The organism is Anaerobacillus alkalilacustris (assembly GCF_001866005.1).
Classification (GTDB): Bacteria; Bacillota; Bacilli; order Bacillales; family Anaerobacillaceae; genus Anaerobacillus; species Anaerobacillus alkalilacustris.
Genome location: NZ_MLQR01000031.1, coordinates 103622 through 126190, shown reverse-complemented (window position 1 = coordinate 126190; position 22569 = coordinate 103622). Strand labels below are relative to the sequence as shown.

The window sequence follows — 22569 nt, the reverse complement described above, 5'->3', positions numbered from 1 at the left end:
TATAATTGTAAATTGCGGTAAAACAGACTCGGACGCCAGCCGAGTCTGTTTTGTATGAATTTCTAAACTATAAAGAAAGTGAAATTATGTTGAAACGAAACAGTAAGTATGCTAACTTTATATGAAAAGGGTTACTTGTATCAATAGTAGAAAATTTATTTTTACGTGTTACTGACTTGATCAGGCATGAGTAAACAAATTTTAAGAGTTTTTAAAACCTTAACTTTATTTATTCATGCCTCTTACTGTTTTCTTGTTTACCAAATAAACACTCAAGAAAGTAGTTAACACTAAGACTGCTTAAAAAGTCAGCCACACATAGGGATGGGGAGTTAAATGGATTTAATCTAAAAGACTAATAGAAGTTTTTTAGGTAGTTTATACATTACTAAAGAATTGAGGAGAGCATATGAAAAAAATTAAAAAAAGTATGAGTAAATTTTTTATTAGTGTAGAAAAAATTATTACATCAGTTGTTCTAGGTGTTCTTATTTCCCTTATTTTTCTCTTGATAAGTAATAATGAAATTATGTCATTAAATTCATTACTATTAATGGTGTTAATAAGTGGATCGTTTTATGGATTTAGATTTATTATTGGTGTTAAACAAATAAGAAGCATTAAGTATATGGAACACAAATTTAACGAAATCTTAGAAGATCCAAACAATGCACCTACGAATTTTCAAAATCTAGTTTACTTAATGAAGGATGTAGTTGATGCTAATAACTCTCGTATTGAAGAATTAGAAGAAAAAGAGGCAAGGTTATTAAGTTTATTTAATAAAATTGAAAGTAAACTAGTAAACCAAGAAGAACAATATAATGAGTTTAACTCAATTTTATTTGAGTTATCAGGTGGCTTAGATACACAAGTGAAGTCTGCAAGAGATACCTCTCAAGCGATGGAAGAAATCGCTACAGGGGTAAATCAAATAGCTGAAACAAGTGGGATTGCAAATTCATCTAGCATTGTTGCTTCTCAAACTGCACAGGATGGAAAGAAACAAGTAACTTCGGTAATAACTCAAATGAATAAAATCGATAGTTCTTTTTCAACATTGGCAGATACAGTTAAAGAATTTGAAGTAAGTACAAGGGAAATTGGAGCAATTATTGAAGAAATAAGTAATATAGCTAATCAGACTAACCTTTTGTCATTGAATGCAAGTATTGAAGCAGCAAGAGCAGGTAATGAAGGAAAAGGATTTGCGGTTGTAGCAAATGAAGTAGGTAAACTTTCTAAGCAATCTAACCAATTTGCAGAAAGAATCTCAGAATTGATAAAAAGTATTCAAGTTCAAGCAGAACGTGCTAGTGAAGCAATGGATATTTCGAAAGGTGACGTAGTATCTGGGTTACACATTGTAGAGAATTTATCATCATCATTCGAATCAATTAATAAAGCTACCGAAACCATTAATGAGCAAATTCACGAAATATCTGCTATAAGCCAACAGATGGCTGCAGGAACTGAAGAAGTGGCAGCTAGTTCTGAAGAGATTACTAAAATATCTAGAAAATCAAGTGAAAACTTTAATGTAATTATTCCAATTGTTATTGAACAGTTCGATGTAACGAATACAATTTCAGACGTCATTACACAAACTAATAATAAATAGCCTGTCAATTTTTGGCTGTTAAAGAAGGTAAGACACTTGGACAAGCAATAGATCAATACACAGGACGTACAGAGGTGAGTAAAACAGAAGGTGCAATGGGAATTATTACAAACGGTTATATGAAATGTTTGCTCATGTAGTAAAAGTATTATTTGGTCAATATGAGTATAATAAAGATGAATTTCAATAAGTGATCCAAATAATTATTTCACATTCGTTAGTGATAGAAAAGCAAGCATGGGCAACTAAATACCATGCTTGCTTTTCCTTTTATATTTTAAAATAAAATAATTCTTATTCTAAAGATAAACTTCATTATAGGTTTCATCAGTGAAATACTCTGGAATATCATCAAATATCACTTTTCCTTCTCTTAAAGCAATAATTCTTGTTGCAAATTTTTTTGCTAAAATTACATCGTGAACATTTATTATCGTTAATAGATTATATTCATTATGCATTGTTTGTAATAACGAAAAAATTCGGTTAGCAGTTCCGGGATCTAGGCTAGCTACTGGTTCATCACCTAGAAATACTTTTGGATTTTGCAGCAATGCCCTAGCGATGGCCACACGTTGTTTTTGACCACCACTTAACTCTTCAATACGCTTATCTTTATGAAGAGTTAAATCGACACTCTCAATCATCTTATAAGCTAATAGTTTTTCTTCTTTTGAGAATAATCCTAGTAAGTTTTTAAAAGGTGTTCGACTACCGAACATTCCTGTTAAGACATTTTGATATACTGTTAATCTTGGAATAAGATTAAAATGCTGAAATATCATTCCCATTTCAACACGTACCCTACGTAATTCAGCTTCTTTTAAAGAAAAGATATTCTGATGATTTAAAATGACAGATCCTGATGTTGGGCGTTGTAGGCCGTTTAAACAACGAATAAAAGTTGATTTACCTGCACCACTTTTTCCTAGGATACATATAAATTCACCTCTATTAAATGAGAGACTAATGTCAGATAAGGCTTTTTCTTTAACCTTCGGATATTTCACATGTAAATTATTCACTTGAAGCATACACATCACCTTATATAACCCTTTCTCTAACTTTTCCGCCTATAAAATCAACTACGATAACTAATATCATAATGACCAATATGTCAGTTGCTACAGATTTATATTGGAACGTTTGGAAATGATTAAACAATTGTTGTCCAATACCACCTGCGCCGATAAAACCTAAGATTAATGAAGTACGTATGGCCACTTCAAATCGGTAAAAAAAATGGCTAAGTACATTTGGCCATATTTGCGGTAATATTGAGAATAAAACTGCAACCCACCTCGTAGCCCCTACTGATTTCATTGCCTCTTGAGGGCCTGTTTCTGCAGATTCAATTAATTCAGAAATTAACTTACCTAATACGCCGATGTTGTGGAGCATAATTGCTAAAACAGCTGGAAATGGTCCCAGTCCAAGAGAGACGACAAATATAAGGCCAAAAACAATTTCAGGTATTGAACGTAAACCACTAAGCATTGAACGATTAAAGGTATACAGAGCTGCATGTCGACTAGTATTTCTAGCTGACATAAAACTAAGGGGAATCGCTATTAATAGAGCAATGAAAGTACCTAAGAACGCCATTGCTAACGTAACGATTGAAGCGTCAATTAATCGTGGCATAATGGACCAATTTAAAGGGAAAAACTGATCTTTAATGAAGTGAACCATAGTAGGTATATTTTTAAATTTTTCAAACTGAAACTCGGTCAGATCGATACTAATCCAGACAAAGAACAATAACAATAAACCTATAATAATAAATTTTGGGTTAAACCAAACCATTTTAATCTCCTTATTGAAATCAGTATATGATGAAATAGGGATGCAAAAATGCACCCCAAAAATCTGTATTTATTATACTCCAAAATGGCGTGTAAGCACAAAAGAGATAACCTTCTTAATCAAGCGGAGCGTCCATACGTCCATCAATGATTGCAGCTTCTCGAAGTGAGGTATAATCCTCATTAGTTGCTGTAGTAAATGCAGATGCGCCAAATGGGTTTAATATTTCCTCATCAGTAATCCCGATAAATGCTTGTTGAAGCTGTTGTTTCAAGGAGTCATCCATATTTGGATGAACAGCCCACGGATACTGGAAAAGAGGCTCTGATTGCCAAATGATTTTATAATCATCAGAATCTAGATTACCGGAGCGAATCATAGATTGAAAAAGTGCGCTATCGATAGCCCCAGCGTGCACATCTCCATTTAATATTACCTGAGCGGTAATGTCGTGTGAACCAGTATATCTTACGGTCTTAAAATCATGGTCATCTTCAGTTCTAAAAACTCCACGTTCTTTTAAAGCTACACCTGGAATTAAAGAACCAGACGTCGATGACATACTTGCAAAAGCAAAATCAATATTTTCTTTATCCAAAAGAAGTTCATCTAAAGTATCCCATGATGAATCACTGCGAGTAATTATATAAGAAAAATAGTAGGGTTCTCCATCGACTAATTGGGTAATAATCGCCTCTGCACCGCTTCTTTCATGTGCAATTACATAAGTAAGTGGGCCGAAATATGCCATATCAATATGTTCATGAATTAATGCTTCTACTACCCCATTATAAGCAGGGTAATGGTCAATCTTTACAGGCCGCTCGAGTTCTTGTTCTAATACCGCTTGTAATTTGGTCATTGCTGTTTCCATTTCACCTTCAGATTGAGATGGTATTAAACCAATAACAAATTCTTCTTTTGTTTCATTTCCTATGCTTGAATCAGTTCCTTCTCTGTCAACACTCTCATCATTTTGCCCACATCCTGTAATTACTAGAATAAAAGCAAAAAATAAAGTGAAAATAGCTTGTTTCATCCTCTCAACACCCCTGTATAAAAAATAGTAATCAAATAGATAACAAATTATTATCAAGATACCATAATTTATAGTTTTCGGCAAATGAATACGTCCAAAATAATTATAGAAAGCTTGAAAATTTAATTAGTTGTAGTAGAAAAAGGTTTTGTAGAATTTTGTCAAGGGTTGTCAACATAGTGTTAAGTAAGGTATTATAATAATGACGGTTTCAAACATTAAATAATAGAATCTAGTAGTTGTTTTTAGGTGTTATTTTTGAGGGCTATAAAACAGCGGAGGAGGTGCTATTGTGAGGATTATATTAGCAAAAATCAGCATAGTGTTAATTATTTTGTTTCTTACAGGATGTACAGTAACAAAAGAGCAAGCAGTAGAAACAGCTAAAAATTCTTTTGAATCAGGTGTTATTTCCGAACCTAGAGAACCCAATAATGAAACTGAGTTATTTAATTATTATCTACCACCAGGGTTGAACATTGAAGAAGAAGCGGGAAACAACCTTATTTTAAATAGAGGAGAACAGTTATTTATCATTTTCTCAAATCCTGCTGAAGATTTTACTAGTCAAGTAAACTTTGAGCAAGATAAGATTGTTGAAGATAAAGCAATTTTAATAGAAACAACAGAGGTTGAAGGAACTTTTAATTATATTATTGTCGCACCCTTTGACAATGATAAGTATAAAGTAATACTTGGAAGTGGTGGAGAAAAAGGCACTACTATTACTGAATTATCAAATATTAAGGATAGTGTTGAAACTTTAATAGAGATCATAAGATCTGTTAGCTATCAAAATATATAAAAATGACTTGGGGCAGGTGGATCACTTGCCTCTTTTTCGTGTTAGGAATGTATATAAATTTAGCAAGCCTATGCCCTAAGTGCTAAAAGAGCTATGTAGATGCTTTACACGATGTATTAACTTTACATATATCTTGTCAACTGAATGGTAATTAAATATGATAGAAATGGAAAGAATAAAACAAATAACTATTATTAGGAAGGTGTTTTGGTTTGAGGAGTTTTTTACATAAAAAAGGTGTTGAATTATCGTTAAAGACATATTTTGTAACATCTCTTAGCTATATGGCTCTGGGACTTTTTTCTTCGCTTATTATTGGATTAATCATTCGTACTACAGGTCAGCAAATTCCGATACTTGAGTTTTTGGTTCCGATGGGACAATTGGCAATGGATTTAATGGGTCCGGCTATCGGCGTTGCTGTAGCATATGGACTAAAAGCACCAAGACTCGTACTATTTTCGGCCGTTATCACTGGAGCGGCAGGGGCTCTACTTGGTGGTGGTCCGGCAGGAAGTTTCATTGCAGCGCTAATTGCTACTGAGATAGGTAAATTGGTCTCTCAGGAAACACGTTTGGATATTATTGTTACTCCGTTTGTAACAATTGCTACTGGTTATACTGTTGCAACTACAATTGGTCCGGTAATTGCGGGAGCGCTTGATTACTTCGGACAACTAATTATGTGGTCTGTAGACCGTCAGCCATTTGTAATGGGAATTTTGGTAGCACTTTTGATGGGACTTGCGTTAACAGCACCAATTTCTAGTGCAGCAATTGCTTTTATGCTAGGCCTTGAAGGTCTTGCTGCTGGTGCTGCAACCGTTGGGTGTGCAGCTCAGATGATTGGATTTGCGACAAGTAGTTATCGTGAGAATGGGTTTTCGGGATTTGTTGCTTTAGGAATTGGTACTTCTATGCTTCAGATTGGAAACATCGTGAAAAACCCATTAATACTAATACCGCCAACTGTTGCGGGTATTGTGTTAGCCCCTTTTGCCACTATTGTTTTTCAAATGGTCAATAATCCGGCTGGTGCTGGTATGGGAACGAGTGGATTAGTTGGACAAATAATGACTTTTACAGTAATGGGTTTTACTTGGGAGGTTGCTATTGGAGTGCTGTTACTTCATTTTATAGGTCCTGCTGTGATAAGCTTAGTATTATCAGAATGGCTACGGAAGGTCGGTTTAATAAAATTAGGAGATATGAAAATTGAACAATAAACCAAACACTTTATCTGAATTTTTTTTTAGGGTAAAAGTCCCCCACCTCTAAGCGTAGCGTAGGTGCGATTTTCCAATCAGATGGAGTAGACTCTCCACCTGATTTGCCGATGTTTCAGCTTGCTGAAACGAGTTCACTCAGTGATTTAAATATATGGTTATTATAAATTGAAGTTGGGAGAGGATAGACATGAAATCGTTGCTATCAAAAGAAATGTTTATTGATGAAATTAAGAACGGCCATTCAGTAGTTGTGTTTTCGGCTGATTGGTGTCCAGATTGTAGAGTGATTGAACCTTTATTGCCTGAGGTGGAAAAAATATTTCCGCAATTTACATTTTACTATGCTGACCGCGATAAATTAATAGACCTTTGTGTTGAGTTGGATATTTTTGGTATACCTAGTTTTGTTGCTTTTCAGAATGGAAATGAACTTGCTCGTTTTGTGAGTAAAGATCGAAAAACAAAAGAAGAAATCGAACAATTTTTACAAAAAGCTTTAGAAAAAGTTGATAGATAATGAATTGGGGTAGCTAATAAGTAGCTACCTCTTTTGCATGACTGTCCTATATTGCCTAATATAGTTAAAATCAAAATCTTTGGTCGTGCGGTGTGATCATGGTAAAATTAATGAGATTAGATAAAAGGAGGCTTATTTTGTTATGAAGCCATTAGAAATGAAACGAGAACTAGAAAAACGTTTACTCTCACAAAATAGACGAATATCATATGATAGAGACGCACAAAAGCTAAGGATAGAGGATAAAACAATTAATAAAGGAGTTACATTATCTATCTCAAAACTTATTGCTAAGTGGGAAGTGAAAAAGGAACAGGCAATTGAGGAAACTGTCCATTACGTTGAAGCAGCCTTACAAGCAATGACGACACCTATTGTAGTAAAAGGTAATGAAAAAAATATATTTCCTGTAATACGCTCAACCTCTTTTCCAACACAATCTGGAGATGGAAAAGAGTTTTTATGGGAAGAACATACAGCGGAAACTAGAGTGTTTTATGCCATTGATCAGGGTTCAACATTTGCTTTATTAACTAATGAAATATTGGAAAAAGAAAATGTAGACAAAGTAAGAATAAAGGAAATGGCATTATTTAATCTTCGTTCTCTACAGAATGAACCGACAATAGATGTAGTTTCGGGAAATACATTTTATTTTTTTAGCAAAAATGACGGGTATGATGCAAGTAAGGTTTTAAATGACCAGCTATTAAAAAAATATTCAGAAATAGCTCGTGGTCAGTTAACTGTTTCTGTACCACATCAAGATGTTTTAATCATTGCTGATATTAGAAACGAAACAGGGTACGACATTTTGGCCCAAATGGTATTTCAATTTTTCACAAATGGAAGAACACCAATTACAGCACTACCGTTTATTTATAAAGAGGGAGAGTTAGAGCCTATATTTATACTCGCTCACCGAAAACCAAAACAATAATGAGGCTGTCTTTAGAATTGTCAGCTCATCTCAATGATATTATTAGATTGAGGTGGCTGATACTTCTACGATAGCCTCTTCTATTTTTATTTCAGTTATGATAAAATCACTCATTGCATGAACATTAAAATTAAATGTAAAATAGCTAGTTGTTTTTTGTCTATTTAGTTATGATTATACTAGAAAATATTCGAATGATTTATGATTAGTAGATAGAAAACTTGTACTGATAATTATTGTATGAATGGAAAATTGAGATTATAGAAAAGGTGATTTTATGTTTAAACGTGTAAAAATAGCTTATAAAAAAGTTCATTCCTTTTTGTTTGGACAAGAGGAGGAACATATACATACTAAAGAAGAAAGAAAAAAATATTACGGTCGAATAACAACAGATATCGATACAAGTGCCCGAATGATACATCAATATCCGAAACAAGGAAATTTTCGCTTTCCAATAATTAATGATGAGAAGAAACCAGCTAGAACAATACCAAGCTCAGAAGGTGAAAATGTACGACCAGTTAGGAAGATAACAGAAAAAAAAGTGGAACAAAGTGAAACTGTATTTTCTCATGAGAAACAAAGTGAACAAAAGGTTTTTCCTGGTAAGGATGAAGCAAGAAAGAAATTTCAAGGAGTTAATTTTAAAGCACAAAATATCCCTTCTCCCGTGTATGCGTTTAATAAGCCGCAGACAAAAATAGAAAATAAATTTGAGGAGGAAGTAGCACCTACGTTAGAGTTAATCGAAAATCAAGTATTCTTACCGAATGAAAATGATGAGGTACCTAAACTAATAAATAATGATATCCCATTGGAGTTAGAAGCTATAAATACTAAAAGAGTAATTGTTAGTAACGAATTACTTAATATAAAGAATGGCGAACTTTTTCAAGAAAATATTAATGCTGAATTTGAGATAGAAGAAAATGGCCAAAACAGAGAGGTCGATGAAGTATGTCAAACTGAACCTTTCGAAAAGCAGCTAGCTTTTGATAAGGATGAGAAGATAGATGAGGGAATTGTAGAGTTAATTGGAAATGATCGGGATGCTATAACTTACAAAGGCGCTCATAAGGAAGAGATTTTTGAAGAGGAGATTATCCCTACTCTCAATATAGAAAATATTGAAACAGTTGCCCCTGTAGAGACATTTGATGAGAGTAAAGGAAAAGATAGTGAACATATACAAAAGAAAAATTGTGGACTAACTGAACATTCTACCTCTATGGTGAATACAAATATAAATAAGTCTAAGAAAACAACGCAAGATGCGTCTTCAAAAAACATTGTTCCTTTTAATGTCTTGATGTTTAAGAAAGATAAGGCAGCTCAAAAAAAACTTGAACAGAATAACTATCAATTTCCTACACTACAACTTCTAAATATACCTGAAAAAAAATCAGGCGATAGCAACCAGTGGTTGGAAGAAAAAAAACAATTACTAGAAGCCACACTTATAAATTTTAATGTTCAGGCGAAAGTTGTGGGTGTAACAAGAGGCCCTTCCGTTACGCGTTTTGAAATTCAACCAGAAGCAGGTGTGAAAGTAAGTAAAGTGACGGGTTTAACAGATGACATTAAACTAAGTCTTGCTGCTAGAGATATTCGTATGGAAGCACCCATCCCTGGAAAGAACGCGATTGGAATTGAAGTTCCAAACGACGTTAGTTCCCCTGTTTTCATTCGGGAGATTTTGCGTAGTGGCGAATTTTTAAATAATCCTTCCCCCCTTACTGTTGCAATGGGTCTTGATATTGAAGGGAAACCAGTCGTCACAGACATTCAAAAAATGCCACATGGATTAATTGCCGGTTCGACGGGGTCGGGGAAAAGTGTATGCATAAATTCAATATTAATTAGTATTATGTTTAAAGCGACACCTGATCAAGTAAAACTAATGCTTGTAGATCCGAAAATGGTTGAACTAGCACCATATAATAATATTCCTCATCTTGTAACGCCAGTTATTACCGATGCAAAACAAGCAACAATTGCGTTAAAATGGGCAGTTGAAGAAATGGAACGCCGTTATGAGTTGTTTGTTCAAAATGGTGTCCGTGACATTAAGAGGTACAACGATGTAATGAAGAAGGATAATGATACTACACTAGCGATGCCTTACATTGTTATCGTAATTGATGAGTTAGCGGACTTAATGATGGTTTCTCCTCAAGATGTAGAAGAAGCGATTTGTCGAATAGCTCAAAAAGCAAGAGCTTGTGGTATTCATTTGCTACTGGCAACACAACGCCCTTCAGTCGATGTTATTACCGGGTTGATTAAAGCAAATATCCCTTCTCGTATTGCTTTTTCTGTATCATCACAAGCTGATTCAAGAACAATAATTGATTCGGGTGGGGCAGAAAGGTTATTAGGAAAAGGTGATATGCTTTTATTTGAAAATGGTGCATCAAAACCTATACGAGTACAAGGTAATTTTGTCTCAGATGAAGAAATAGATAGAGTAATATCTCTTGTGAAACAGCAAAGAAAGCCAGACTATTTATTCGATAAAGAACAACTTGTTAAAACGTACGAAGCGATTGACCAAGAAGACGAATTGTTTGTAGAAGCTTGTTATTATGTCATTGAACAAGGTGTGGCATCATCATCAAGCTTACAGCGACGCTTCAGAATTGGCTTCAATCGTGCAGCACGGCTTATTGATATGATGGAATCCAGAGGGATCATCTCTGAAGCAATGGGTTCGAAACCTCGAAACGTCCTTATTTCTGAAGAGGAATTACATGGTAGGATATAAGAAGATAATGTGTAGAGTTAACAATATTGTAAAATAAGATTATGTAAATATAAGGTATTATATGAGTGAATTTCATAATTTCTTTAATTGAGCGATGGAAAACTATATCTAGTTGAAAACTTGCTGATCGAACTATATATAGTGCCTTGGTCTTGTGATATCTCTATTATGAAATTCATTAATATATAGATAATAAGTGAAAAAACTAGAATCAAATTTAAGTTTTGTATAAAATTAGGGTAAATAAGAGAACATATTCTGTTTAAATTTTTCTTGTTTTCTTTTAAAAGGTTTTATATGATGAATATGTTCATGTTTTTGGAAGAAATTGAATAAGGGATGTAAGAAAGTGAGAAAAACATGGTTTTTACTTTAAGTTTTTCTGTAATATGACTCTAGCTATACCATACTTTCTATAAGGAGTGGTCACGATGCAAGAGATTCAATTATCAAGCTTAGTAAAATCAATTTCTCCTCAATGGCTTTCCTTATTGACGGAAGATGAATTAAGCATGCTTATCGTTCTAAAGCACGGATTTGCCAATTTGAATGAAGGCGATGTTAAAGAAATTATTGAAGCAGCAATACTTGAGCAACATAAAGGAATTGCATATCTTCACTAATCGTTAACCTTGCCCGTGACAGGATAAATTTGTCCATCACGGGCAATCTAATAATAAATGACACCGTATAAACCAAGGGGTAAATTATGAAAGAGATCAGACTAAAATTAGAAGGTAAAATTAAAAGACTAACGAACCAAACATTTAAATTTGATGAACGTGTGAAAGAAGGCTGGTTTTCTGCAGTTTATTTTTTGAAAACTCGTGAAATTGTTGAGCGCTACAAAAAGGATAACCATATAACAATGCAATTTTTCCAAAAAACTGATGCTGTCCTTTGTGGAACTGATGAGGTTATTGCACTTGTTAAAACATTTGTTAGAAATGTAGACGAGCTCGAAATACATTCATTAAAGGATGGTGACAAGATAAAGCCATTCGAAACAGTATTAACAATATCAGGTCCTTACCAAAATTTCGGTTATTTAGAAGGAGTCATTGACGGAATTTTATCGAGACGTACATCAGTTGCTACGAATGTATATAATGTTGTGAAAGCAGCGAGTCTCTCTGGTAAGAAAAAGCCTGTTATTTTTATGGGAGATCGTGACGACCACTTTACACAACAATCAGGAGATGGATATGCTGCTTACATAGGTGGTTCAATTGCCCAGGCTACTCATGCTATGAATGAGTGGTGGGGAAAACAAGGAATGGGTACAATGCCACATGCACTTATTCAGTTATTTGAAGGTGATGTAGTTGCAGCAACTCGCGCTTACCACGAAACTTTCCCTGATGACGACTTAATGGCACTTGTTGATTATAATAACGATGTAATCACTGATTCCTTGAAGGTTGCTAGAGAGTTTGGCGAATTGTTAAAAGGGGTTCGAATAGATACATCTAAAACGATGGTTGATCAGTACTTTTTTAGAAATCCTGATGTATTAGGCTCTTTTGATCCACGTGGAGCCAATCCAGAATTGATTTTTGCTTTACGTAAAGCATTAGACGACGAAGGTTTCAATCACGTAAAGATTGTTGGTTCAGGAGGCTTTGATGCAAAACGTATTGAAGAATACGAAAAAAGAGGAGTTCCTGTTGATATTTATGGTGTTGGAAGCAGTTTGCTAAAAATACATATTGGATTTACGGGAGACAATGTATTATTAAATGGAAAACATCAAGCAAAAACTGGTCGTATATACAGACCGAACCCTCGTCTTGAAAAAGTTGATTAAAATTAACACACAAGCTTCTTAATAAGAGAGCTTGTGTGTTTTCTATTTCGATTATTGATTGTAAAATATAAATTAATGAATAATTCACGAGGTAATCTAATATGGAAATAATAAATTTATTAATTTCACTACCTATTTGGGTTGATGTCGGTATCTCCTTTTTTATTTTTATGTTTTTTTTATTGCTTAGGAAACTCTTTACGAAATATGTTTATAAGTTGATTATAAAAGTAGCTAAAAAATCACCAAGTGATTTCTTTATAAATTTATTTGTGGCATTTGAAAAACCGCTAAGATGGTTTTTTGTATTAATTGGTCTTTATATTGCTATTATTAATTTACCTTATAATCATGGCTTTGAAGAGCAAATAATAAAAATATATCGTACAATGTTGATCGTTTTAATTACATCAGGTTTATATAATTTAGCAGCTACTTCCTCACCGATATTTGAAAAAGTAAGCGAAAAATTACACATTGAGGTAGATCGTATATTAATTCCTATACTTTCAAAGATATTGCGCTTTTTTATTGTAGCACTAAGTTTAAGCATAATAACCCAAGAGTGGGGGTTTGATATTAATGGTTTTGTGGCGGGTTTAGGTCTTGGCGGTCTGGCAATTGCTTTTGCTGCCCAAGAAACAGTAGAGAATTTCTTTGGTGGTATAGTCATTATGACAGAAAAACCTTTTACGAAAGGAGATTGGATTAAAACCTCTATTGTAGAAGGGACAGTTGAGGAAATTAACTTTCGAAGTACTAAAATTAGGGTGTTTCGACAAGCGTTAGTAACTGTGCCGAACTCATCACTTGCAAATGAAGCAATTTTAAATTGGTCACGAATGGGTAAAAGACAAATATCGTTTCATTTAGGGTTGAAGCTTAACACCCCAAGGAGGAAATTAGAAAAATGCATGGATGAAATCGAAAAGATTTTAAGAAATCATGATGATATTCATCAAGAAACAATTTTCGTACATTTTGAAGGTTTTAGTGAAAGTAGTTTAGACATATTTTTGTACTTTTTTACTAAATCAACTGTTTGGGGAGAATATTTAGAGGTAAAAGAATCGGTTAATTTTAAGATCTTAGAAATACTTCAAAGAGAAGGGGTAGCAGTTGCTTTCCCATCTAGAAGCTTTTACATTGAAACAAATTTTCTTGATCATCAATAATAGAAAAATCATTAACTTTAGGCACACATGTGGGTCTGAAAGTATAAATGAATTTATTAAGCTGTGGTTAAAATAATATTATAATCATTTTATTGTAATTTGTATAATAAACTTATTAAGAAGTATTTGTTTAAAGAAAATATGTTCATGGTTATAATACATAATTTCTGTTATAATAATTCAGAATGTATTCAAAAAATAACATTTATACATATTAGACATATACTTAAATTGAGGTTTATTAATTATTACAACTACATTTGCTTTTTTAAAAAGTTTGGATGCATATCAAAATGAATAGGTTATTACGGAAGTGTGGAGGTCCAAAGTATGACAGTCTACCATTTTATTGGAATTAAAGGGTCTGGAATGAGTGCTCTTGCTCAAGTATTACATGACATGAAGTATGAAGTACAAGGTTCAGATGTTGATAAAAATTTTTTTACTCAAATACCATTAGAGAAAAAGGGAATAAAAATATTACCTTTTGCTAAAGGGAATATTCAGATGGGGCAAACGATCATTGCTTCACCCGCTTATAATGAGGAAAATGAAGAAATATCAGAGGCAATACAAAAATCAATCGATGTTCATAAATATCCACTGTTTTTAGGACAGTTTATTCAAAAGTTTACGAGTGTTGCTGTTACAGGCTCTCATGGTAAAACATCTACAACAGGATTATTATCACATGTATTAGGGGCTGCGAAGCCGACCTCATACTTAATTGGAGATGGTACTGGTAAAGGTGAAGAAAATAGCGAGTATTTTGTATTCGAAGCATGTGAATACCGTAGGCATTTTCTCAACTATAAGCCTGATTATGCAATCATGACAAATATTGATTTTGATCATCCAGATTACTTTTCTGATGTGAAAGATGTTTTTAATGCTTTTCAAGAAATGGCGATGCAAGTAAAAAAAGGAATTATTGCTTGTGGTGATGATGAGCATTTACAGAGTATTCATGCGAATGTTCCAATAGTATTTTATGGTATTGAAGACCATAACGATTTTCAAGGTACGAATATAAAAGCTACTCCTGAAGGGACAAAATTTGACGTGTTTGTTCGTGATACATTTTACGGTTCTTTCATAATACCGGGCTATGGTGCGCATAATGTTAAAAATGCTTTAGCTGTCATTGCCTTATGTGATTATGAAGGTGTAGCTATTGAAATAATTTCAGAACAACTCCGAACATTCCCAGGGGTGAAACGTCGTTTTAGTGAAAAAAGAATAGGTGAGCAAGTTTTAATTGACGATTATGCTCATCACCCAACTGAAATTTCTGCAACAATAGAAGCTACAAAGCAAAAATATTCTGACAGAGAAGTAGTAGCCATTTTTCAACCTCATACCTTTACTAGAACCAAAACTTTTCTAGATGATTTTGCTAGAAGTTTAAGTAAAGCTGACCAAGTTTATTTATGTGATATTTTTGCTTCAGCCAGGGAAAATGTTGGAACCTTAACAATTCAAGATCTCCAAAAACTGATTCCTAATTCTAAACTAATTAAAGAAGATGAGATGGATCAACTTAAACAGCATCGTACAGGTGTTTTGTTGTTTATGGGAGCTGGAGATATTCAAAAATTCCAACAAGCATATGAGAATATAATTTAAACAACTCAAATATAAAAACGCAAAGAATAGTAGTTCTTTGCGTTTTGTTAATTTTCATGTTGATTAATGAACGATGATATTCACTCTGAATAACTATTTTATCTTACTTTTAAGGGATAGTAAGATCCACACCTCAAAACTTATGAAAAAGTTTAGGTGGGGGATGAAGGCCCACCGACTGATAGAAGTTCAGATGTATTTAGATAGGTGTTTTCATTAATTATTTTCTTACTACTTGAGTGAATTTCATAATTACTAAAAATAGGCCTTATGAATCTGTATCTAGTTACGAACTTCCTGACGCAACTAGATATCGTATGTTAGTGGCAAAAATAATGGATTATGAAATTCATTAACTTACAAGTCCTAGTTAGCTGCATCTCAATCCCATTATTTTAGGTTTTCTGGGTTTAATGGATATAACTCTTCAATGACGAAACGTCCGTCTTTACGGATTAATACACCATCAAAGTACATTTCTCCACCACCATATTCAGGGCGTTGAATATGAACAATGTCCCAATGAATAGATGAATGATTTCCATTAAAAGCATCGTCATAACATTGTCCTGGTGTAAAGTGGAAGCTGCCGTCAATTTTTTCATCAAATAAAATGTCTTTCATTGGATGCTGTATGTAAGGGTTGACTCCAATAGCAAATTCACCAATGTAACGAGCGCCTTCATCTGTATTAAAAATATTGTTGATACGATCCGAATCGTTTGCTGTTGCCTCGATAATCTTTCCGTCTTTAAATGTCAATTTAATATTTTCAAATGTAAAGCCTTGATAAGGAGAAGGGGTATTATATGATATAGTTCCGTTAACGGAATCTTTAACAGGTGCGGTATATACTTCACCATCAGGAATATTCATTTCTCCTGCACATTTGACAGCTGGGATGTCTTTGATAGAAAAAGTTAGATCAGTTCCCTCACCAGTAATTCGTACTTTATCTGTCTTATTCATCAAATCTACTAATGAATCCATCGCTTGACTCATTTTACCATAATCTAAATTACAAACGTCGAAATAAAATTTTTCAAAGGCTTCAGTACTCAGTCCAGCTAATTGCGCCATAGAGGCACTTGGATAGCGAAGCACAACCCATTTCGTTTTCGGAACACGTATTTCTCTATGTACTTTTTTCCCTACCGTTATCCCATGCAATGCCATTTTCTCTGAAGGAATGTCAGATAACTCATTAATGTTATCTCCAGCCCGTAAACCTATGTAGGCATTCATATTTTTCATAACGTTTGCTTCAAAATCAGCCATCATGTTCATTTGTTTTTCATTTGCATGAAGTAATAAACTACGTTCTATTTGGTGATCTTTAAGAGAAACAAAGGGATTTCCACCAGCTTTGTATGCTTCTTCAACTAATGCTTTTACTAGTTCTTTTTGTAAACCGAAATTTTCAATTAAGACACTTTCTCCTTTTTTTAGCCTTACCGAATAATTAATTAAATTTTTCGCTAAAATTTGAATACGTGGATCTCTCATTTACGTAAATACCTCCTTTTTTATCTAAAAATAGTTTACCCTTATAACAGCTTTTCGTCTATTTTCAATTAACTTTTTTTACGTTAGAAAATTTAAGTTGCTGAGTAAAGCTAGTAACGTAGAGCATTTAAATTTTTTCGTTGATGAGTAGGGGAGCGTACACTTTTCTAACAAAAATATAATTTTTATTAAAAATAGTAACATTGTAGTAAATATTTTTGTGAAAATTAAGTTGAGTTTAGGATGCAAATTATTGATTTTCCTAAAACACTTAGTTTTTTTGAGAGGAAAACTAGATGTTTTGTAGAATAAGTAAAGAAATGCTAGTATATAGAAAGTCAAATAAAACTAATACTAGGAGAGTATACCATTACTACGTTTAGAATATTTTGTAAAGGGTATAGGTTTTATAAGATAATAGATAAGAAGAGAGAATGGGGGTGTGTACAATGGAATGGATATTGTATTTAAGTATTGCCCTTGTAGCTATAGCTTTTACAGTATTAGTCGTTTTTGTTTCTAAAACATTAAGTACTGTTCAAAAAACTTTAATGGGCGTTGCTATTACATTGGAACGATTAAATAACCAAATGGAAGGTCTCACGAAGGAAACTACAGAACTAATACATAAAACAAATCAGTTAGCTGATGATTTTCAAGAGAAGTCTAAGTCTTTAAATACAGTGTTTGACTCTGTGAAAGATCTGGGCGGATCAATAAGTAGTTTAAATCGTTCCATCCAAAAAGTGTCTAATTCTGTCTCTAAAACAGTAGATAAGCAATCTGATAATATTGCACAGACAGTTCAATGGGGAAATGTCATGATCGATTTATATGCAAAGTGGAAGGCGAAAAAGGAAACAGGACAACATAAGTCTGAAACTCAATAGAGCTATTATCCTATTTTTTTATAGGTGAAAATAAAACAATAATAAGGAGGACGAATGCATGAGTAACGATAATAATATGAACACGAAAGATTTTTTAATTGGAGCATTAGTTGGAGGATTAGTTGGTGCTGCATCTGCTCTTTTACTGGCTCCTAAATCTGGAAAAGAGTTAAGAGAAGATATTAATATCCAAGCACAATCAGCCCGTGATAAAACTAATGAAATCACTCATACGGCATTTGAAAAAGGTACAGAATATGCTTCGTTTGCAAAAGAAAAGTCTTCAACTCTTGTCAAAGCAGTTTCAGAGCAATCCTCACAGTTATTAGATCGTGTAAAAGAATTATCAGAAAGTGTAAAGCGTGATGTTGAGGAAATAAGTCAATCTGCTGACGAATTAACCGAGGGTCTAAGGAGTAGTAGTTCAGAAATTGTAGAAACTGTACGTAATGAAGTTGCTGTACAAGACGATACAATTAATGATGAGGCCAAAGAAGAGGTAGCACCTACTAAAGACTAAATTTAATCGAATAGTTATTTTGTTTTTTAATAAATGAAGGCTGTCAATGAAACGACAGGCCTTCATTTTCTAAATACAAAGTAAATATGTAAGATAATGATACTAAGACTAAGGATTTCGCTACTGATAAGTGATTTGCGAAAAATTAAAGTTTTCTAAAAAAGGAGAGTAAGAATGACGCTAATAAAGCTTACATCGTTCCAAGAGTTAGATCAATTACTACAGGAAAGAAATTCATTAATTTTGTTAAAAAATAGTATCACGTGTCCAATTAGTCATGAAGCACTTAAAGAGTATAATAAATTTGCAACTGAGCAAGAAGAATCGGTTTACTACTTAAATGTTCAAGAAGAAAGAGCTTTTTCCAACGAAGTAGCTGAGAAATTTGCAATTAAACATGAAAGTCCTCAAGTTTTGCTGTTTAAAAACAAAAATGTTATATGGCATACTTCACATTGGAATATTACGTATAAAAACTTGAAAGAGAACACCAATACATAAACGAGATAAGCGCTAGCGCCCTGGTAACGAGCTCGTAGGCTGCTTGCGCTAGACAGTTTCCGAGTTAGAAAATTATAAATTCTGATTATGTAAAAAGCTAGGAATTGTCCTAGCTTTTATTACTTTTCTTTTCCACCCATTTTATTTCGAGGTGATCACCTGTATGAATTGGAGTTGAAAAAGTAGCATCTTTTTCATTTCTTAAAATAATAAGTGTTTTATTTTCTTGGGCTGTTAAGTTGAAGTCAACAAATCGAAAGATGTCCTGAAAAATAAATGTCTCCTTTTTGTTCAAGGTGATTGTTAGACTATCCCCAGCGTATATAGGACTTTTTTCAGTAAGCAAGTCATCCCCTCGTTTTGGAATGACTAATGGTTTGGAAATTTCAATGGATTCTCCATTGAAATATACAGTTATATAATAACTAGCTTCAATTTTTTCGTGAATAAGCAATTCTTCAAGAGTGATGAATGGTTGGCTTTTCATTTTTATCGACAAAAAGTCTCCATCTTGGACTAGAGCATTCCTAGTAGTTTTTTTGCCGTTTTTTACTAATGTGTCTTCATTGTTAAAAATAACTTGGCTGCCATTAATATGTACGTTAAAAGGTTTTATTTGCTCGATCATATCATACAACTTTAATGAAGCCAGTACTTCTTCGATTGAATTAGCTGATTGGACTATTATTTCATCTCGGTCCACAATTTTCTCGGTTAGTAGTGCCTGTTGTCCATTTTTTAGGATAGTTGCCTGTAGAGTATACATTTTCTCATTTATCGATATTGCTTTCGTTGGTAGTGTTTCTATTACATCACCAATGGTAGCCTTGGCATCTTTTCCATTGGCACCACTTTGAACAATGATCGTGTCTCCGTCTTTCAATGGTGCATCTAGGCTACAGGATTGGTGATTTTTTTCTAATCTTGGTGGGTGTCCGTGTTCGCCTGGAATCGAAATTAATCGTTCATTTACTTTTACCATAATAGCCATGCCAGGTTTACCATATAGTTTTGAAAGCTCTATACCTGCGGCTAATAACCCATCACCCACTGTTAACTTTTTAATATCAAAGAGTCGAATGATTTGGTCGTTTACCTTAATACTTACATACTCAACTGGACTTTCTTTCGCTGCAATTGCTATTCCAATAGGTGTGACGAGCTCTGGACCAGCTTTTATATCTTCAGGAATAATAAGAGACTTTATTGCATCAATTCCTCTAATGGCAACTCTATTTTCAGGTAATTGTAACGAGTTGGCAATGTATCGAGCTAAGTTAGGAGTGAGACTGCCACCGCCAACTAGCATTACAGCTTTGGGTGATTTTTTATTTAAGTTAAGAATTTCTGTCGTTATTTCGGTAGCGAGAGTTTTAATAGCTTTTGATATTGGTTCAATAATATCTTCTTTTGATAAGGAAGTTTCAAAACCAAGAATATCAGTAAGTACTACTTCATCTTGCCATGTTAATTGTCGTTTTACAATTTCAGCTTCCGGAAAATCTAATAGAAAGTGATCACTAATTGCTTCAGTAATTTCATCCCCGGCAATAGGGACCATGCCATAAGCTGTAACAGTACCTGAATCGGTGATGGCAATATCGGAAGTACCAGCACCGATATCTACAAGTGCAACATTTAACCGTCTCATTGTAGGTGGGATTAGAACATTAATTGCAGCAATTGGTTCTAGTGTTAAGGCTTCAAGCTCTAATCCAGAACGACTTAGAGCAGCAAGTAGAGACTCTACAACTACCTTAGGCAAGAAGGTGGCAATTACTTCAACTGAAGCAACATACCCGCTTTGATCAACAAGACTACCAATTTCTTCTCCGTCTAATTGATAGGATAAAACTGAATAACCAACGCAGAAATAATTAACACTTTTTCCTTCATACTCTTGTGCTATTTCATATTGTGCTTTTTGGACAGCACTAAGTTCTAAATGTAATATATCTTGGTGTTCAAATATTGGTTTTTTTGATATGTCAAGTTCAACAATTGCTCTTTTAGTTTTTAGGGAGCGGCCTGCAGCTGCTACACATACTTTATGTAAAGGTCCATGTTTCTGCTCTAACTTTTCTTTAATAGAAGTAATGACTTTTGTGACGGAAAGAACATTATGAATTTGTCCATCTAGCATCGAACGATCTTCATGTTCTTGAATTTCAATATCTAGAATTTCATATCCTGTGTTATTATTCTTCAATAATAAACCAACAACAGATCGAGTACCGATATCTAAACCGAAAATTGGTAAATCAGAATGTGATGTCATTTAGTACACCTACTTAGATAAATTGTTTAAAGTACTTTGAATATAATCAAAATTTATAAATTTCTAACTTGGAAACTGTCTAGCTCCAGGCGCCATCGGCTCGATCACTTCAGACCTTCTCTTTCGGTCAAACCCCGACCGCTACGAGCAGGTCTTCCAGTGTTTGTCGCCGATAGGCGGGCGCCTTGCGCTTTTCTTGTTTGTTACTATTAATATAATAGTTTCATAAAGATATTGTAATATATAATCAAAGCGCTTTAGCGCTTAAAAGCGTTTAATCAATAAAGATAAAAGTCGTGACAAGTAAATTATAATCGTTTATAATAATCCCTAACTTATAAGAAATGTAACATATTTTTCAAAACTTTTAAATACTAATTGAGGAGTGTGGTAACAATGGGGAATGAACAATTAGAAGAGTTGAGAGACAAGTTAGATGATGTTAACCTTAAATTATTGAATATCATTAATGAAAGGGCTAAATTAGTTCAAGAAATTGGTCAAGTAAAAAAAACACAGGGTGTAAATCGTTTTGATCCAGTCCGTGAAAGAAAAATGTTAGATATGATTGCAGAAAAGAATGAAGGCCCATTTGATACCGCAACGTTACAACATATATTTAAACAAATCTTTAAATTAAGTCTAGAACTCCAAGAAGATGATAGTCGAAACACTTTATTAGTTTCTAGAAAGAAACAACCTGAAGATACAATTGTTGATGTTAGAGGTGAGACAATTGGTGATGGTAAGCAACGTTTAATTGCTGGACCTTGTTCAGTAGAGAGCTATGAACAAGTTGCTAGTGTTGCTAAAGTGTTAAAAGAGCAAGGGGTAAAGTTGCTTCGTGGTGGAGCATTTAAACCTAGAACTTCTCCTTATGATTTCCAGGGACTTGGATTAGAAGGGTTAAAAATATTAAAGCGGGTAGCTGATGAATTTAATATGGCAGTTATTAGTGAAATTGTTGATCCTAAAGATATAGAACTAGCTGTTGAATATATTGATGTAATTCAAATAGGTGCAAGGAACATGCAAAATTTTGAATTACTAAAAGCGGCAGGTTCAGTTAAAAAACCAGTATTATTAAAGCGTGGTTTATCGGCAACAATTGAGGAATTTATTAATGCAGCTGAGTACATTATTTCAAAAGGGAACGGAAATATCATGTTGTGCGAACGAGGAATTCGGACGTATGAAAAAGCAACTCGTAACACATTAGATATTTCGGCTGTACCAATTTTAAAGCAGGAAACACACCTACCGGTATTAGTTGATGTTACACATTCGACAGGAAGAAGAGACCTACTACTTCCAACTGCTAAAGCAGCACTTGCAATTGGTGCTGATGCAGTGATGGCTGAAGTACATCCAGATCCAGCAGTAGCCCTTTCCGATTCAGCGCAACAAATGGATTTCGATCAATTTGCTAAGTTTATGGATGACCTCCGAGGTTCAGGGTTATACAAACTATAAAAATAATAGATACTAACGGCCTTCTGCAGATTATGTGGAAGGTCTTTCTATATATTCTTATGGATACAC

At 33.8% G+C, this 22569-nt stretch carries 20 protein-coding genes; 15 read left to right on the top strand and 5 right to left on the bottom strand.

What is annotated here, in order from left to right:
* Nucleotides 1-409 precede the first annotated feature (409 nt).
* Both BKP37_RS13510 and BKP37_RS21035 read left to right on the top strand, forming a co-directional pair.
* Nucleotides 410-1621, top strand: a complete 1212-nt coding sequence (locus BKP37_RS13510; protein WP_071310137.1) for a methyl-accepting chemotaxis protein — start codon at nucleotides 410-412, stop codon at nucleotides 1619-1621.
* 11 nt (nucleotides 1622-1632) lie between these two features.
* A complete protein-coding gene (locus BKP37_RS21035) occupies nucleotides 1633-1761 on the top strand; it encodes a DUF84 family protein (protein ID WP_169823145.1) in 129 nt (42 codons plus the stop codon).
* A 159-nt stretch (nucleotides 1762-1920) separates the two neighbouring features.
* Here the strand turns inward: BKP37_RS21035 and phnC are convergent, their stop codons facing one another.
* The 3 genes from phnC to phnD form a co-directional block, all read right to left on the bottom strand.
* The gene (gene phnC / locus BKP37_RS13505; protein ID WP_071310136.1) at nucleotides 1921-2655 is read right to left on the bottom strand and encodes a phosphonate ABC transporter ATP-binding protein; all 735 of its coding nucleotides are present in this window, start codon (nucleotides 2653-2655) and stop codon (nucleotides 1921-1923) included.
* A 10-nt stretch (nucleotides 2656-2665) separates the two neighbouring features.
* Nucleotides 2666-3427 carry a phosphonate ABC transporter, permease protein PhnE gene (gene phnE / locus BKP37_RS13500; protein WP_071310135.1) on the bottom strand — a complete coding sequence of 254 codons (762 nt, stop codon included), beginning with the start codon at nucleotides 3425-3427 and terminating at the stop codon, nucleotides 2666-2668.
* Nucleotides 3428-3542: 115 nt separating this feature from the next.
* Nucleotides 3543-4466, bottom strand: coding sequence for a phosphate/phosphite/phosphonate ABC transporter substrate-binding protein (gene phnD / locus BKP37_RS13495; RefSeq protein WP_071310134.1), 924 nt, complete (start codon nucleotides 4464-4466; stop codon nucleotides 3543-3545).
* A 292-nt stretch (nucleotides 4467-4758) separates the two neighbouring features.
* Between phnD and BKP37_RS13490 the strand changes: the two genes are divergently transcribed.
* The 9 genes from BKP37_RS13490 (at nucleotide 4759) to murC (ending at nucleotide 15332) form a co-directional block, all read left to right on the top strand.
* Nucleotides 4759-5271 (top strand): hypothetical protein, encoded by a 513-nt coding sequence (locus BKP37_RS13490; protein WP_071310133.1) that lies wholly within the window; start codon nucleotides 4759-4761, stop codon nucleotides 5269-5271.
* A 212-nt stretch (nucleotides 5272-5483) separates the two neighbouring features.
* Nucleotides 5484-6497 carry a PTS sugar transporter subunit IIC gene (locus BKP37_RS13485; protein WP_071310132.1) on the top strand — a complete coding sequence of 338 codons (1014 nt, stop codon included), beginning with the start codon at nucleotides 5484-5486 and terminating at the stop codon, nucleotides 6495-6497.
* A 190-nt stretch (nucleotides 6498-6687) separates the two neighbouring features.
* Complete coding sequence (locus tag BKP37_RS13480) at nucleotides 6688-7017, top strand: thioredoxin family protein (protein ID WP_071310131.1); 330 nt, start codon at nucleotides 6688-6690, stop codon at nucleotides 7015-7017.
* Nucleotides 7018-7159: 142 nt separating this feature from the next.
* Nucleotides 7160-7957 carry a DUF1444 family protein gene (locus BKP37_RS13475; RefSeq protein ID WP_071310130.1) on the top strand — a complete coding sequence of 266 codons (798 nt, stop codon included), beginning with the start codon at nucleotides 7160-7162 and terminating at the stop codon, nucleotides 7955-7957.
* A 277-nt stretch (nucleotides 7958-8234) separates the two neighbouring features.
* On the top strand, nucleotides 8235-10724 hold the full coding sequence (locus tag BKP37_RS20795; protein ID WP_084034706.1) for a DNA translocase FtsK: 2490 nt from the start codon (nucleotides 8235-8237) through the stop codon (nucleotides 10722-10724).
* Nucleotides 10725-11155: 431 nt separating this feature from the next.
* On the top strand, nucleotides 11156-11347 hold the full coding sequence (locus BKP37_RS13465; RefSeq protein ID WP_071310129.1) for a hypothetical protein: 192 nt from the start codon (nucleotides 11156-11158) through the stop codon (nucleotides 11345-11347).
* An 86-nt stretch (nucleotides 11348-11433) separates the two neighbouring features.
* Nucleotides 11434-12531, top strand: a complete 1098-nt coding sequence (locus tag BKP37_RS13460; RefSeq protein WP_071310128.1) for a nicotinate phosphoribosyltransferase — start codon at nucleotides 11434-11436, stop codon at nucleotides 12529-12531.
* A gap of 101 nt (nucleotides 12532-12632) precedes the next feature.
* Nucleotides 12633-13706, top strand: a complete 1074-nt coding sequence (locus tag BKP37_RS13455) for a mechanosensitive ion channel family protein (RefSeq protein WP_071310127.1) — start codon at nucleotides 12633-12635, stop codon at nucleotides 13704-13706.
* A 330-nt stretch (nucleotides 13707-14036) separates the two neighbouring features.
* The gene (gene murC / locus BKP37_RS13450; protein ID WP_071310126.1) at nucleotides 14037-15332 is read left to right on the top strand and encodes a UDP-N-acetylmuramate--L-alanine ligase; all 1296 of its coding nucleotides are present in this window, start codon (nucleotides 14037-14039) and stop codon (nucleotides 15330-15332) included.
* Between the two features lie 390 nt (nucleotides 15333-15722).
* On the opposite strand, the gene BKP37_RS13445 is transcribed toward murC, so the two are convergent.
* On the bottom strand, nucleotides 15723-16838 hold the full coding sequence (locus tag BKP37_RS13445) for an aminopeptidase (RefSeq protein ID WP_071310125.1): 1116 nt from the start codon (nucleotides 16836-16838) through the stop codon (nucleotides 15723-15725).
* A gap of 449 nt (nucleotides 16839-17287) precedes the next feature.
* Here BKP37_RS13445 and BKP37_RS13440 point away from each other — a divergent pair, with 449 nt between their 5' ends.
* The 3 genes from BKP37_RS13440 (at nucleotide 17288) to ytxJ (ending at nucleotide 18749) form a co-directional block, all read left to right on the top strand.
* Nucleotides 17288-17728: a DUF948 domain-containing protein gene (locus tag BKP37_RS13440; RefSeq protein ID WP_071310124.1), complete on the top strand. Its 441-nt coding sequence runs from the start codon at nucleotides 17288-17290 to the stop codon at nucleotides 17726-17728.
* A gap of 58 nt (nucleotides 17729-17786) precedes the next feature.
* Nucleotides 17787-18248, top strand: coding sequence for a YtxH domain-containing protein (locus tag BKP37_RS13435; RefSeq protein ID WP_071310123.1), 462 nt, complete (start codon nucleotides 17787-17789; stop codon nucleotides 18246-18248).
* 174 nt (nucleotides 18249-18422) lie between these two features.
* Nucleotides 18423-18749, top strand: coding sequence for a bacillithiol system redox-active protein YtxJ (gene ytxJ / locus BKP37_RS13430; protein ID WP_071310122.1), 327 nt, complete (start codon nucleotides 18423-18425; stop codon nucleotides 18747-18749).
* Nucleotides 18750-18858: 109 nt separating this feature from the next.
* On the opposite strand, the gene BKP37_RS13425 is transcribed toward ytxJ, so the two are convergent.
* The gene (locus tag BKP37_RS13425) at nucleotides 18859-21027 is read right to left on the bottom strand and encodes a cell division protein FtsA (protein WP_071310121.1); all 2169 of its coding nucleotides are present in this window, start codon (nucleotides 21025-21027) and stop codon (nucleotides 18859-18861) included.
* A gap of 396 nt (nucleotides 21028-21423) precedes the next feature.
* On the opposite strand from BKP37_RS13425, the gene BKP37_RS13420 reads away from it, so the two are divergent.
* Nucleotides 21424-22500: a bifunctional 3-deoxy-7-phosphoheptulonate synthase/chorismate mutase gene (locus BKP37_RS13420; RefSeq protein WP_071310120.1), complete on the top strand. Its 1077-nt coding sequence runs from the start codon at nucleotides 21424-21426 to the stop codon at nucleotides 22498-22500.
* Nucleotides 22501-22569: the final 69 nt, after the last annotated feature.